This is a genomic window from Rheinheimera gaetbuli, assembly GCF_054781935.1.
Genome location: NZ_BAAGTL010000001.1, coordinates 249,633 through 264,699, shown reverse-complemented (window position 1 = coordinate 264,699; position 15,067 = coordinate 249,633). Strand labels below are relative to the sequence as shown.

At 50.1% G+C, this 15,067-nt stretch carries 12 protein-coding genes; 11 read left to right on the top strand and 1 reads right to left on the bottom strand.

Translation table 11 applies throughout. The features are described 5' to 3' along the window. From ftsE to rpoH, 3 genes are all read left to right on the top strand, one after another. Positions 1-687 (top strand): cell division ATP-binding protein FtsE, encoded by a 687-nt coding sequence (ftsE, locus tag ACYVIC_RS01220; RefSeq protein WP_460856532.1) that lies wholly within the window; start codon positions 1-3, stop codon positions 685-687. Then, positions 684-1,667, top strand: coding sequence for a permease-like cell division protein FtsX (gene ftsX, locus ACYVIC_RS01215; protein ID WP_460856530.1), 984 nt, complete (start codon positions 684-686; stop codon positions 1,665-1,667). The genes ftsE and ftsX overlap by 4 nt, the downstream gene beginning before the upstream one ends. A 125-nt stretch (positions 1,668-1,792) precedes the next feature. Then, positions 1,793-2,647 carry an RNA polymerase sigma factor RpoH gene (gene rpoH / locus ACYVIC_RS01210; RefSeq protein ID WP_460856528.1) on the top strand — a complete coding sequence of 285 codons (855 nt, stop codon included), beginning with the start codon at positions 1,793-1,795 and terminating at the stop codon, positions 2,645-2,647. A gap of 67 nt (positions 2,648-2,714) precedes the next feature. Here rpoH and metJ read toward each other — a convergent pair whose 3' ends face one another. Further along, positions 2,715-3,050 carry a met regulon transcriptional regulator MetJ gene (metJ, locus tag ACYVIC_RS01205; RefSeq protein ID WP_460856526.1) on the bottom strand — a complete coding sequence of 112 codons (336 nt, stop codon included), beginning with the start codon at positions 3,048-3,050 and terminating at the stop codon, positions 2,715-2,717. Between the two features lie 180 nt (positions 3,051-3,230). Here metJ and metB point away from each other — a divergent pair, with 180 nt between their 5' ends. The 8 genes from metB (at position 3,231) to ACYVIC_RS01165 (ending at position 15,064) form a co-directional block, all read left to right on the top strand. After that, a complete protein-coding gene (gene metB, locus ACYVIC_RS01200; RefSeq protein WP_460856524.1) occupies positions 3,231-4,499 on the top strand; it encodes a cystathionine gamma-synthase in 1,269 nt (422 codons plus the stop codon). Between the two features lie 6 nt (positions 4,500-4,505). After that, positions 4,506-6,920 carry a bifunctional aspartate kinase/homoserine dehydrogenase II gene (gene metL / locus ACYVIC_RS01195; RefSeq protein WP_460856522.1) on the top strand — a complete coding sequence of 805 codons (2,415 nt, stop codon included), beginning with the start codon at positions 4,506-4,508 and terminating at the stop codon, positions 6,918-6,920. Positions 6,921-6,935: 15 nt separating this feature from the next. Continuing rightward, the gene (metF, locus tag ACYVIC_RS01190) at positions 6,936-7,835 is read left to right on the top strand and encodes a methylenetetrahydrofolate reductase (RefSeq protein WP_460856520.1); all 900 of its coding nucleotides are present in this window, start codon (positions 6,936-6,938) and stop codon (positions 7,833-7,835) included. A gap of 136 nt (positions 7,836-7,971) precedes the next feature. Continuing rightward, the gene (locus ACYVIC_RS01185) at positions 7,972-10,962 is read left to right on the top strand and encodes a diguanylate cyclase (RefSeq protein WP_460856518.1); all 2,991 of its coding nucleotides are present in this window, start codon (positions 7,972-7,974) and stop codon (positions 10,960-10,962) included. Between the two features lie 124 nt (positions 10,963-11,086). Beyond that, positions 11,087-12,127, top strand: a complete 1,041-nt coding sequence (gene argC / locus ACYVIC_RS01180; protein WP_460856516.1) for an N-acetyl-gamma-glutamyl-phosphate reductase — start codon at positions 11,087-11,089, stop codon at positions 12,125-12,127. Next, positions 12,120-12,890: an acetylglutamate kinase gene (gene argB / locus ACYVIC_RS01175; protein WP_460856514.1), complete on the top strand. Its 771-nt coding sequence runs from the start codon at positions 12,120-12,122 to the stop codon at positions 12,888-12,890. Before argC ends, argB begins: the two co-directional genes overlap by 8 nt. 43 nt (positions 12,891-12,933) lie before the next feature. Next, positions 12,934-13,848 carry an ornithine carbamoyltransferase gene (locus ACYVIC_RS01170; RefSeq protein ID WP_460856513.1) on the top strand — a complete coding sequence of 305 codons (915 nt, stop codon included), beginning with the start codon at positions 12,934-12,936 and terminating at the stop codon, positions 13,846-13,848. Positions 13,849-13,855: 7 nt separating this feature from the next. Next, on the top strand, positions 13,856-15,064 hold the full coding sequence (locus ACYVIC_RS01165; protein WP_460856511.1) for an argininosuccinate synthase: 1,209 nt from the start codon (positions 13,856-13,858) through the stop codon (positions 15,062-15,064). Positions 15,065-15,067 lie beyond the last annotated feature (3 nt).

The window sequence follows — 15,067 nt, the reverse complement described above, 5'->3', positions numbered from 1 at the left end:
ATGCTGGAGTTTGATCAGGTTAGTAAAAGTTACGCTGGAGGCTTTGTCGCGCTGGATCGGGTGAGTTTTAAGCTGGAAAAAGGCGAAATGGCTTTTCTAACCGGCCACTCGGGTGCTGGCAAAAGCACCCTGCTTAAACTCATTAGCCTGATTGAACGCCCGAGCGTAGGCAGGGTGCTGATTAACGATGTTGATCTAAGCAGGATTCAGCGCAAGCATATTCCGTTCGTCCGCCGTGATATTGGTATTATTTTTCAAAACCACCGTTTGCTGATGAACCATACGGTGTTCGATAACGTGGCGCTGCCTTTGGTAATAGAAGGGTTTAGCGGCAAAGATATGGTGAAACGGGTGCATGCTGCCTTAGATAAAGTGGGGTTGCTTGATAAAGCCCGCTGTCTGCCGCAAACTTTGTCCGGCGGTGAACAACAACGGGTCGGCATTGCCAGGGCCGTGGTTAATAAACCGCCGCTGTTGTTAGCGGATGAACCCACCGGTAACCTGGACCCGGATTTGTCTAAAGACATTATGCGGGTATTTGAAGCCTTTAATCAGGTTGGCGTGTCGGTGTTGGTAGCCACGCATGATCTTGGACTGGTAGCCCGGATGAAGTACCGTACTTTAACGTTAAAACAAGGCAAGATGATTAACGACGGGCTGCTGCAATATCAGGAAGACCCGCTATGAGCATTTTGTTTTCTGGCCGGGCAAGCAGTGGTGCTGCGGTGCGCAAAATTGGACTGGGCCGCCGTTTTGTCATGTTTTGGGTGAATCACCTGCGTCAGGCATTGGCTAGCTTAGGTGAGATTTGGCGCACGCCATCGGCGTCTTTGCTGACTATCGGCGTTTTGGGCGTTAGTTTGACGTTGCCAGTAACTCTGCATTTGTTGGTAAAAAATATGCAGCAAATCAGCGACAGCTTTACCCAGGCAGCTGAGATCAGTTTATTTATAAAAGATGGTAGCAGCCAAACGCAAATCGACAGCTTAAAGGCTATTTTACAAGGCGATGCCGCTATTGCCCGTGTAACGCATATTAGTAAGCAACAAGCACTACATGAGTTTGCTGAAGTATCAGGCTTTGGCCCGGCACTAAATTATTTAACCGTCAATCCATTGCCGGATGTACTGCTGGTGTTGCCGAAGAATACGCAGGCTGATGCTGCGCGCGCGCTGCTAAACCGGTTAAACAAAGAACGTATCGTTGAGTATGGCAAGCTGGATATTGACTGGTTAACCCGGCTTGATGCTATTGTCAGTTTATTACAACAGGCGGTGGCGGTAATTGCTTTGTTATTGCTAGGTGCTGTAGTGCTTATTATCGGCAATACCATACGGTTGTCGATTATGAATAAAAAAGATGAAATTGAAGTGATGAAACTGGTTGGGGCAACTGATGCCTTTATTCAGCGGCCGTTTTTATACAGTGGTGTATGGTTTGGTGTTTTTGGGGGGGTACTGGCCTATTTGATCGTAGAGACGATGTTGCTGTGGCTGCAAAGTGCCATAGTCAGTGTCACTGAGCTGTATGGCAGTGAATTTCGTTTAATGTCGCTGAGTGTGGCCGAATTTTTTGGTTTGATGCTGCTGGCGGTGTTATTGGGTTTGGCTGGTTCGTATTTGTCGGTACGCCGCCATATCAGCGCGATTGAACCGACTGGTCCTTAATAACGTTTAATTATTACAACATAATTTTTAGAATAAGCAGATCTAACAATTACTGAAACTAAAATTAGCACTCTCACTCAAAGAGTGCTAATATCGATTCACTTAGTTGAGGACAGGACACAGAAATGAGCGATACAGCAGCAGAAATGATGTCATTACCAGTAGCGGCCAGCAGCAGTCTGGAAGCTTACACTCATGCTGTCAGTTCCATTGCCATGCTTAGCGCCGAACAGGAGCGCAGTTTAGCAGAACGTCTGCACCAGCATGGCGATTTAGAAGCCGCACGGCAACTGATCATGTCTCACTTACGCTTTGTCGTACATATTGCCCGTAGCTACTCTGGTTATGGTTTACCCGTCAGCGATTTAATTCAGGAAGGCAATATAGGCCTGATGAAAGCGGTAAAACGCTTTGACCCTAATGTAGGTGTCCGTTTGGTATCGTTTGCGGTGCACTGGATTAAAGCTGAAATTCATGAATATGTGCTGAAGAACTGGCGTATCGTTAAAATTGCTACCACCAAGGCACAGCGAAAACTGTTTTTTAATCTGCGTAAAGCGAAAAAACATTTAGGCTGGTTCAATCAGGAAGAAGTGAAAAACGTGGCGGAGTCATTGGGTGTTGCAGAGCATGAAGTGCGTGAGATGGAATCACGCATGAGCAACTATGACATGCCGTTTGATGCGCCGGATGAAGATGACGAAGCGGCGTATACTGCACCGGCTTATTATCTTCAGGACAAAGGTTCTGATTTGGCACAGCGTGTTGAAGAAGACCAGTGGGATAACGCTGCGGTAGACAGATTACAGGCAGCCATGCGTACACTGGATGATCGTAGCCAGGACATTATTCGTGCCCGTTGGCTGGATCATAACAAATTGACACTACAGGAACTTGCCGACCGCTACAGTGTGTCTGCTGAGCGTGTACGTCAGTTAGAAAAGAATGCGATGAAAAAGCTGCAGGCCGCGATGGGCTAAGACGCAGGCTCGTCAGAGATATAAAAAAACCGCCAAACGGCGGTTTTTTTATATCTCTGACAATGATTTATTCTTCGTCACTATCGGCTTCAATGATCACCGGAATGGGTTTGCCCATACTGGTGAGGATCTGGCGGACTTCTATAGGAATTTGGTGTGGATTGTCTTTGCGCAAATCTTCATCAGCCGGCAATGGTTGTCCGGTAAAGGCATGCAAAAAGGCTTCGCATAATAATTCACTGTTGGTTGCATGGCGCAGGTTATTTACCTGGCGTCGGGTGCGCTCGTCGGTCAGCACTTTTAATACGTTCAGCGGAATAGATACGGTGATTTTTTTTACCAGTTCTGATTTTTTACCGTGTTCCGCGTACGGGTGAATATATTCCCCATTCCACTTAGCCATATGGTTACCTTGTATTAGTCATTATGTTGTATTGCTTGCGCAAGTGGCGAAATTCTATCGTGTTATGCCGCTCAGTCAAATAGTGTGCAACAAATAATCATTATAGACGGCTAAATGGTTTGACATCTGTTTTTCTATCATTATACTTTTAGACGTCTAAACATCCAAATGAGGTTCACCATGTCAAAGCGTCATGCCGCGACCATCGCTGCCCGTGCCGGCATAGCTCAGGACACTGCTTTTAGCGCAGTGACACCACCGCTATATTTAACCTCAACCTATGAATTAGCCGCTTTTAAGCAACCGGGCCAGTATGATTATTCGCGTTCGAACAACCCAACCCGGGATTTATTGGCGGAAACGTTGGCTGAGCTGGAAGGCGGCGTAAAGGCTATTGTTACCAGTACTGGTATGTCAGCCTGCCTGTTGGCACTGCAGCTGCTAACGCCGGACGATACCTTAGTGGTCCCGCATGATTGCTATGGTGGCAGCTACCGTTTATTTACCAACTTAGCGCAGCGTAAAAACGCCTTTAAGTTGTTAGTAGTGAACTTTCAGCAAGCCGGTTGGGCAGAACAAATAAGTAAAGCTGAGCCGAAAATGATCTGGCTGGAAACACCGTCGAACCCGTTATTGCAAATTACCGATGTGCGCGCAGTGTGCCAATTAGCTAAAAAATTGCAGGCGCTGGTAGTGGTAGATAACACCTTTTTATCGCCTGTGTTGCAACAACCGCTGGCGCTGGGCGCCGACATCGTAGTGCACTCCACCACCAAATACATAAACGGCCACAGTGATATTGTCGGCGGTGTATTGGTGTGTAACAGCCTGCAACTGGGTGAAGAGTTAAAGTGGTGGGCCAATTGTTTAGGTATTACCGGCGCGCCGTTTGACAGTTATATGACGCTGCGTGGTTTACGCACACTGGAGCCGCGTATTCGTCTGCAGCAGGATAATGCCGCGCGGGTGGTCGATTTTCTGGCTAAACAACCACTGGTGGCCAAAGTATATTACCCGGGCTTGCCTCAACATCCGGGCCATGACATTGCCAAGGCGCAACAAAGCGGTTTTGGCGCTATGTGTAGTTTTGACTTAGCCGCTGATGCAGCTTTGTTGCCGGTATTTTTCTCTGCGCTGCGTTTATTTACGCTGGCACAGTCGCTCGGTGGTATTGAAAGCCTGATTTGCCATCCGGGCACTATGACGCACGCCTCGATGGATGCCAAAGCACAACATACAGCGGGGATAGGCCCGACATTAATCCGTTTATCGGTGGGCATTGAGAACAGTGATGATTTGCTGGCTGATTTGCAGCAGGCGTTTAACGCTGTAGCGCAGGCTAGCCAACAGGCTGATAAAAAAAGTGAAGTCGGCAAAGCAGCCGTCAGACCAGACCATGAACAACAACAGCAGTTTCGGTTAAACCCGGCACTTAGCGCCTTTTGGTAATTGATTATGCAAGTTCAGCAAAAAAAACAACAGTATACTGCAGCACAGGTACACAAATTTGGCGGCAGCAGCCTGGCCAATGTGCAGCGTTTTGCTGCAGTGGCGGATATTCTACAACAACAAAACCGACAGCAAGCACTGTGGGTAGTAGTGTCGGCACCGGGTGATACCACCGATGCACTACTGCATATTATTGCTGCAGCAGACACACAAGTCCGTGATGTTGCCTTGACTACACTGCAAACAGAACTAACTGCGTTAGTGCAACAGACGCTGACAGCTAATGCCGCCGCGCATGTGACGGAGCAATTACGGCAATGGCTGGCGGCAATACCTGATGCCCTGGTAAAACAACAGCAAAATGATGTGCTGGCAATTGGTGAGCGTTTGTCGGCGTTGTTATTGAGTGAATTGTTGAAGCTGCGTGGGTTTAATGCTGCCGCGCTGGACGCGCGTGATTTTTTGCGTTTAAAGCAGCATCAGCCAGACTGGCTGCAATCGACAGAATTGCTGGCCGAACTAACACAGCCCGATACGGTGCATGTGGTTACCGGCTATATTGCCCGCGATGACAAAGGCCGCAGTATTACGTTGGGCCGCAATGGCAGTGATTACTCCGCGACCTTACTTGGCGCTTTGGTAAATGCGGCTGAAGTGACTATCTGGACCGATGTAAAAGCCATTTACAGCGCTGACCCGCGTAAGGTAAAGACGGCATTGCCTTACAGTCAGGTAAGTTGGCAGCAAGCTTGTCAGCTGGCGCAGCTGGGTAATCCGGTGTTGCATGCCCGCACCTTGTCACCGTTAACCGGCACTGCAACGGCGCTGCTGGTGCGTAGCAGTTACCAGCCACAACATGCCGGTTGCCGTGTGGTGCAGCAAGACAATGCTGCACAAGAGCGTGCTTTACAGGAAAAAGCGCAACCGCAGGGCTTTATCACTGAACTTGATAATGTCACTTTATTAACACTGCATCAGGATGCCAGTATCAGCGCCGCGCAACTGGCGCTGGAGTTACAGCAGCCGGTGATTGCACTGCCGCAGCAAGGTGATAATTTGTGCTGGTTATTGCCGGCGGTATGCGCTGAGCAGGCGCTGGATTATCTGGCCGGGTTAAATATTCATGCTGTGTGGGATACGCAGCGTTATTATGCGCTGGCGTGGTTAAAAGCTGGCAGTGCAGCGCTTACTGAAACGGCAGAGCAATTATTGCAGCAACAGGGCGTGCTGCATCGCTATGAAAGCACGCAGCAGCTGATCTGGTTATTGGCCAATCCACTGTCTGAGATCGCACTTGAGCAATTACACCGCTGTTTAATTCAACCGCAGCCAGTGCTGCAAGTGGTCGTGGCCGGCACTGGCAATGTTGGTGCAGAGTTTCTCACTATGTTGGGGGCGCAGCAGCAACGTTTTGACGCTAAACTTAAACTTAATCTGGCGGCAGTGCTTAACTCACGCCGTGCATTACTTAGTGATAGCATCGCCGTAAGCAACTGGCAACCAGTGTTGGCTGTTGCTGATGCCTGGAACGCAGAACAACTGACGGAATATCTGCAGGCATTGCCAGCACCGAAAGTGCTGGTGGATATTACGCCCAGCCGCGAGTTTGCAACATTATATCCGGCTGTTATCGCTGCCGGTTGCGATATTATCAGTGCCAATAAACAAGGCGTAACACTGCCGCACTCGGAGTATCAGCAGATTAAACACGCCCTGGCAGAGCATCAGCGGCAATGGCTGAGTAACACCACCTGCGGTGCCGGTATTCCGGTGCAGCGTACTTTGCAGGAATTATTGAGCGCTGGTGATAGCATTGATGAAGTCAGCGGTATTTTCTCTGGCACGCTGTCATGGTTATTGTGCAAATACGATGGCAGTCTGCCATTTTCTGAGTTTGTGCTGCAAGCGCAGCAAGCCGGCCTAACCGAGCCGGATCCACGTGATGATTTATCTGGTAAAGATGTACAGCGCAAATTGCTGGTGTTGGCACGGGAGTTGGGAGTGACACTGGAGTTGGATGATATTGCCTTGCAGCCGTTGTTACCAGCTGGGCTGGAGCAGGGCAGTTGGCAGCAATTTTGGCCACAGCGGGCAACATTAGATGACGCTATGGCGCAGGTATTTTCCACGGCAAAAGCGGCCGGCAAGGTACTACGTTATGTTGCCAGCCTGAAATTGGATCAGGGCAAGGTGCGCGCCACTGTGGCGTTACAGCAAGTAAGCCATGAACACGCGTTGGCGGCGATAGCACCTTGCGACAACGTTTTTGTGATCCGATCCGGCTGGTACTGCGATAATCCACTGGTGCTAAAAGGGCCAGGCGCTGGTCGGGTAGTAACGGCAGGTGGCTTGCATGCCGACCTGGCGCAATTGATTCAACAACTTATTGGTACGGCAACATTGCCGGCCTCACTGACGTAACAAAAGAGAGTCGTTATGGCATTTGCAAATGCACAATATTTAGAAGCAATAAACCGTAACCTGCAGGACGTGGAAGGCAAGGTCAACGTCAGTTTTGAGTTTTTTCCGCCAAAAACAGCACAGATGGAACAAACACTATGGCAATCGATAGAACGGCTGGCGCCGCTGGCGCCGTCTTTTGTGTCGGTAACTTACGGTGCAAACTCCGGCGAGCGTGACCGTACGCATGACATTATTAAGTCGATTAAGCAGCGTACCGGCTTAATTGCGGCACCGCATTTAACCTGCGTTGATGCGACGAAAGACGATTTAATTGCTATAGCTAAAGACTATTGGCAAAACGGTATTCGTCATATCGTCGCGCTACGTGGTGATTTGCCGCCCGGCAGTAGCGCCAAACCAGATTTGTATGCGGCAGATTTGGTAGAGATACTGCGCTCAGTGGCCGATTTTGATATTTCAGTAGCAGCCTATCCGGAAGTGCACCCGGAAGCGCCAAATGCACAATTTGATTTGCTGAATTTAAAACGTAAGGCCGATGCCGGTGCGTCGCGGGCTATTACGCAGTTTTTCTTTGATACTGAAAAATTTCTGCGCTACCGCGACCGCTGTGCAGCCATCGGTATTGATGTGGATATTATTCCGGGCATTTTGCCGGTAACCAATTTTCAGCAACTTAAAAAGTTTGCCGGTCTGACCAATGTGGCTGTACCGCAGTGGATGCACAAAGCCTATGAAGGCCTGGACAACGACGCCACGACACGCAATTTGGTGGCCGCCAATATCGCTATGGAAATGGTAAAAGTGCTCAGCCGCGAAGGCGTAGATCACTTCCATTTTTATACCCTTAACCGCAGCGAGCTTAGTTATGCTATTTGTCATCTGCTTGGGGTGAGGCCGCAACAAGCGCTGTAACCTTATATGTTGATGCCTGCAACCTGCAGGCATTTATTGTTGTCGACTTTAGTTGCGCTTGGCGGCAATTGAAAATTAAGCTACTCTGACCCCGTTAGTGCTTTAGCATTTGCTTATTGAGCAAGGACAGAGTGATATGCATTGGATGAAAAACTGGCGCAGTATTGTCAGTTGCAGTGGTTACCTTATGCTATACCGGGCGTTGCTTGTATTAATGCTGGCAGTTAGCACTGCTGCCTCTGCAGAACCGGCAATAAAGCTGAGTAACTACTTTCAGGAGAGCTGGACCACCCGGGACGGCTTGCCGCACAACACCATAAACAGTATAAATCAAAGTGATGATGGCTATCTTTGGGTTGCTACCTGGGAAGGATTGGCACGTTTTAACGGCCGTAATTTCTCTATTAAAGGACGCGGAGCCGAGACCGGATTACCAGATTCGGGTATTCGTGCTATCCGCCAGGATAATAGCGGAGCCTTATTGGTGGTTGGCTCACGCGGCGGTTTTGTGCGTCGTTCAACTGCAGGCTGGCAGCATTGGCCACAATTAAATGTGCTGTTAAATGATGTAGAACAAGACCAGCACGGTGGTTATTGGTTGGCCACTGAAGGACAGGGACTGTTTTATCAACAGCCTGATGGTAACAGGCTGCATTACACCAGTGCTGAGGGTTTACCCAGTGATGTGGTGCACTCATTATTGGTAGATACTGCTGGCCGGGTATGGATTGGCTCTGGCCGGGGCTTAGCCGTTATTTACCCTGACTCACCGAACATAATTCACACTGTTGCCGATATTCCGTCGTTGCCGGTTTTTGCCTTGCTGCAACGTGATGAAGCGGTGTTGGTAGGAACTGAGCGCGGCTTATATCAATGGTTGGATGGGCAAAGCCATCTAGCGCAGGCTGAATTGTCTGCGTTACCCGTGTCAGCTTTGTTGTTGCGTAATGATGAGTTATGGATCGGTACCACAGACCGGGGCTTACTGCGTTCAACTGGTGCAGTGCTGGAGCAACTGACTATCGAAGCCGGCCTTCCGAACAATCGGATATTATCGTTGTATCAAGATCGTGAAAACAGCGTTTGGGTGGGCACCAATGGTGGCTTGTTCCGGTTGCGTGAAGCGCCTTTTGTCACCTATACCGCCGATCGTGGCCTGGCGGGTGATTATGTCAGAACCGTATTAGGACATAGCGATGGTAGTATTTGGGTTGGCAGCAGTCAGGGGCTTAACCGCATAAGCGGCCAAAATATAGAGCAACTGGATTTGTTGGCATACAGTGGTGGGCAATCGGTGCTGAGTTTAAGTGAAGCGGCTGATGGCAGCGTTTGGATTGGCACCTATACTGACGGCGCATTACTGTGGCGTAATGGTAAAATTGAGCGTCATCTCAACCGCGACAATGGCCTGCTGACTAACGAAGTGCGGGCAATCTTACCTGTTGCCGATGGCGTTTGGGTCGGCACAGCACAAGGTCTGAATCATGTTACTGCAGCTGGTGTTGCCGTCTATGGCACAGAGCATGGGCTACCCGCTCCTTTTATTATGTCATTGTATTTGCACACCGATGGCCGTTTGTTTATCGGCACCGGTGGCGGTGTTGCCATACGGCAAACTGATGGCAGCATTACTGCGTTGGATTTCAAACCGCTTGACGGTGCTGAGTATGCTTTTGGTTTTACCCCTGATCCATTATTGAACCTGCTTTGGATGGCTACTGACCGTGGTCTGGTAGGCTATGACCTGGCCAATGGTCACATGACTATGCTGGGCCGTAATGTGGGTTTGCCATTTGATAAGTTATTTCAGGTGGTGGCAGATAGTAAGCATCACCTGTGGGTTAGCAGCAACCGCGGCGTATTGCGGCTGGAGCGACAAGGTCTGACCGCAGTATTAAATGGCCTGCAGCATGAATTGCACTATGAGCTGTTTGGCGAAAGCGATGGCATGCAAAGTGCCCAGGCCAATGGCGGTTCAATGTCAGCAGCGGCTTTGGCGCAAGATGGCTCAGTTTGGTTTGCAACATCTAAAGGTGTCAGCTGGGTGCAACCGGGTATATTGCAACGTTTTGCCAGCCATATACCGCCAATAGTTATAGAGGGTTTAAGGGTAAACGGTGCCGTTACGTCATTACGCCAAAACGTTGTATTACCGCCAGGTGCCAACCGGTTGGAGTTTGCTTTTGCTGGCCTGGGTTTTGTTATGCCACAACGCATTCAGTACCGCAGTCAGCTTATTGGTTTTGATGAGCAGTGGATAGATCGCGGCAGTCATAATACGGCTGAATACACCAATTTAGCGCCCGGCAAGTATCAGCTTAGAGTCGCTGCTGCTTATCCACAAGGTGGTTGGAGCGCACAACATGCCAGTGTGCAATTTACTATTTTGCCGTATTACTGGCAGCAACCGATGTTTTGGGTTTTGCTAAGTTCCAGTGTCGTTTTGTTGCTAGTGCTGGCAGTACGCTGGCGTTTGCTGCAACTTAAGTATCGTCAGCAGCAGTTACAACAACAAGTGGCAGAAAAAACGCTTGAGTTGCAACGCCAGGCCGATTATTTAACCGCCGCCGATTTGGAGCGTTCAACATTATTGGAGCAGCTAAAAATTCAGGCGCAGGAATTTGCACAACAAGCAAGGCTAGATGCCTTAACCGGTCTGGCAAACCGGCGAGCTTTTGATGAGGCATTGGCGCGGGAATGTGCACGCTCGCGTCGTTCTAAGCTGCCTTTAACCCTGGTGCTGTTGGATATTGATCACTTTAAGCACGTTAATGACCACTATAACCACAGCGTTGGCGATGAGATACTCAAGTTGGTAGCCAATCTGATTAGTGCGCATTGCCGGGAGGATGACACTGTTGCCCGCTGGGGCGGCGAAGAGTTTGCGGTGTTATTGCCCAATACCACCGCGCTGCTGGCGCGGGATATTTGTGAGCGTATACGCGAAGCAATTATGCTGGCTGATTGTAGCGCCGTTGCGCCGGGGCTACACCTTACCATCAGCATGGGCCTTGCCGAATTTGCTGATGAAGCACAGCACGAAAAATTACTGTCACGCTCTGACAGTGCTTTGTATCAAGCCAAAAAGCACGGACGCAATCGAATTGATATTGCTTTACCGGCGTAACTTTGCTGTATAAAAATTCACAAAAACAGAATAATAATTCTTGAAACTGCATGGCGGCCGTTCTACACTAGCGGCTGTTTCGTGCTATACCTATACGTTATTTATTGTTCGAGAGCCGTAACCGATGTTATCAACAGACAAATCTTCTTCTTTAGTGCGCAGCATTGTATTAGGTGCAGCCGGTTACAGCGGTGCTGAGCTGGCGGTAATTTTAGCGCGTAACCCTTATTTTGAGCTGCTGGGCGCTTATGCGTCGGCTGGCCGGGCGGCCGAGCCGTTTTCTTCACTTTACCCACGTTATAAACAGCAGCTGGATATACTGGTGCAGCCGTGGACAGATGAGCTGGCTGCAGGTTTAAACGGTAAAATTGATGTCGCCTTTTTAGCCCTGCCGCATGAAGCCAGTGAGGCGGTAACCCCGTTGTTATTAGCGCAGGGTATCGATGTAGTGGATTTATCCGGCGCCTTTCGCTTAAAGCAGCCGCAGCTATATCCGCAGTATTATGGTTATGAACATCAGCATCCTGAACTGTTAGAAGAAGCGGTGTATTCCCTAATGGAATGGCAGAGCACGCCATTACCGCGGTTAATTTCGGTGCCTGGCTGTTATCCAACCGCCTGTACTTTGGCGTTGTTGCCGTTGATTAAGGCCGGTTTAGTGGCCGATAACTGCATTCCGGTGATTAACGCTACCAGCGGCGTATCCGGTGCCGGCCGCAAAGCGGCGCTTAGCACCTCATTTTGTGAAGTCGGCTTAAATGCCTACGGCTTTTTCAAACATCGCCACCGGCCGGAAATAGAGCAAAACTTAGGCCGCAAAGTGGTATTTACGCCGCATTTGGGCAATTTTAAACGCGGCATCCTGGCTACCAGCCTAGTAACGCTGAAAGCTGGCGTATCAGCAGAGCAAGTGACTACTGCCTTCAATAACGCTTATAACGGTAAGCCGTTAGTACGCTTAGTGTCGCATTCGCCCAATGTAGCTGACGTGGCCGGTACGCCGTATTGCGATATTCACTGGCAGCAGGATGGTGAGCAACTGGTGGTGGTGTCGGCGATTGATAACTTATTAAAAGGTGCCGCCGCCCAGGCCATGCAGGCAGCTAACGTGCGCTTTGGCAAGCCGGAAACGGCAGGACTATTTACCGGAGTGAGCCATGAATAATACCCCTCTGGTACTGAAAATGGGTGGCCGCCTGTTGCAGGACGACAGCGCGCTGGATGCCTTGCTGGCAGTGTGTGCCGAATTAAAGCAGCAGTATCCGCTGGTGCTGGTGCACGGTGGTGGTGATCAGGTGGATCAGTGGCTGGCCAAATTTGGGTTTCATACTGAAAAGCTGGATGGCCAGCGTATTTCACCGGCTGAGCAAATGCCGGTGATTACCGGTGCCTTAGCCGGCGCGGTAAATGCCCATATGGTGGCGCGCGCTGCACTGCAAGGCTTAAAACCGGTTGGGTTAACGCTGTCTGCCGGTAACAGCTGCTGCTTTGAATTAAATACTAAACTAGGCGCTGTTGGCGTGGCTAAGCCGCAAGACGGCACTTTACTGCAAAATATATTGGCTGGCGGCTTTACGCCGGTATTCAGCTCAATTGGCCACGGTGAGCAAGGGCAATTATTAAATGTAAATGCTGACTTAGCTGCCGCGGCGATTTGCCAACTGGTACAGGGACAACTGGTGTTACTCACCGATGTGCCTGGCATTTTAGACGGCCAGGGGCAGCTTATCAGTGAGCTAAACAGCCAACAGGCGGCAGAGTTGGTAACTCAGGGCGTGATTAAAGGCGGCATGAAAGTAAAACTGGATGCCGCTTTAGACACTGCTCAGGCACTGCGACGAAGTATTACCGTCGCGGGCTGGCAACACCCGCAAGATTTGTTAAATCTGATGCGACAGCAAGCAGTAGGCACGCGCATCGTCTGTTAGTCCCTTAAACAAGGATGCCGCATTGGCGGCAAGTCAGCTGAAAATGAGTAAACTAAACCAATTATTGAGTCTGGCTGAATTAAGCCCGGCTACGCTTAACGATTTGCTGAATTTAGCGTTGGATGTAAAACAGCAACCGCAGAAATACACTCAGGCGCTGGCGGGTAAAAGCATCGCGCTGATTTTTGAAAAGCCATCGCTGCGTACCCGCGTCAGTTTTGATGTGGGTATTTATAAGCTCGGTGGCCACAGTGTTTATCTGGACCAGCAAAATGGCGCTATGGGTAAACGCGAAACCGTTGCCGATTTTGGCCGCAACCTTGCCTGTTGGACCGACGCCATAGTGGCGCGGGTGTTCTCGCAGCAAACGTTGGAGCAACTGGCGCAGGCCAGCCATAAACCGGTTATTAATGCGCTGAGCGATTTATATCACCCGTGCCAGGCACTGGCTGATTTATTGGCGCTAAAAGAGCGCTTTGGCGATTTAAACCAAGTGCACCTGGCCTATGTTGGTGATGGCAATAATGTTTGTCATTCATTAATGATTGGCGCTGCGCTTAGCGGTATGAAGATGACCGTGGTTACGCCACAGGGCTTTTCACCGGATGCCCAGGTGCTGCTGAATGTGCAGAAAATTGCCGCCACTACTGGCGCGGTATTAGAGCTAAGCCCGCATCTATCTGCCGCCGCCGGCGCCGATGCTATCTATACTGATACCTGGCTGTCGATGGGCGATAAAGCCGATCCGGAGCTGATTGAGCGGGTGTTTAAACCCTATCAGATCAACACCGCTGTAATGCAGCGGCTGGCGGTAAAATATTTTATGCACTGTTTGCCGGCGCATCGTGAGCACGAGGTTACCAGCGAGGTACTCGACAGCGAGGCGTCACTTGTATTATTGCAGGCGGAAAACCGCATGCATGCCCAGAATGCCGTATTAATCAGTTTATTTGCGTGAGGACACTATGAGTATCAAAAAAGTCGTTTTAGCCTATTCCGGCGGTCTGGACACTTCGGCCATAGTGCCGTGGTTAAAAGATAACTATAACTGCGAAGTTATCGCCTTTGTCGCCAACGTAGGTCAGGGCGATGAGGAGCTGGCCGGTGTTGAGCAAAAAGCCATTAACTCCGGTGCCAGCAGCTGTCATGTTGTCGATTTACGCGAAGAGCTGGTTAAGGAAGTGATTTACCCGACGCTGAAAACCGGCGCCGTATACGAAGGCCAGTATCTGCTGGGTACCTCTATGGCACGGCCGGTCATTGCCCGTGCTCAGGTAAAACTAGCGCTGGAGCTGGGTGCCGATGCACTGTGCCATGGCTGTACCGGTAAAGGTAATGACCAGGTACGCTTTGAAGGCGCTTTTGCTGCGCTGGCACCACAATTAACCGTTATCGCGCCATGGCGCGAGTGGCAATTTAACTCCCGCCAGTCATTGCTGGATTATTTAGCTGAGAAGAGAGTGCCTACCACAGCATCAGCTACCAAAATTTACAGTCGTGATGCTAACTTATGGCATATCTCGCATGAAGGCGGCGAGCTGGAAAACCCATGGTGTGAGCCGTCAGACCAGGTTTGGATGTGGACCAAATCACCGGAGCAGGCGCCGGATCATGCTGCCTATGTTGAGCTGAGCTTTGATAAAGGCGAACTGAGCAAAATTAACGGCCATGCCGTTGCCCCGGTAGCGGCGATTGAATTGCTAAACGAAATCGGCTCTGAGCACGGTATTGGCCGTATTGATATCGTCGAGAACCGTTTAGTCGGTATGAAGTCCCGTGGCTGTTATGAAACGCCGGGCGGCACCATTTTAATGGCGGCACTAAAAGGTCTGGAAGCGCTGGTGTATGACAGAACCTCACTGAAATACCGTGAAGAAGTGGGCCAGGAGTTTGCTCAGCTGGTATACGATGGCCGTTGGTTTACGCCGTTAAAAGACGCACTGTTGGCAGCAGCCACCTCGCTGGCCGAACAGTTAACCGGTGATGTGGTAATCAAGCTGTACAAAGGTAATGTGACTGTGGCCAAACGTCGCTCGCCTAACTCGCTGTACTCTGAAGCCTTCGCCACCTTTGAGGGTGATGAAGTGTACAACCAGAAAGACGCAGCAGGCTTTATCCGCTTGTACAGCCTGGCCAGCCGGATCCGTGCGTTGCATCAACAACAAAAAGGTTAATTA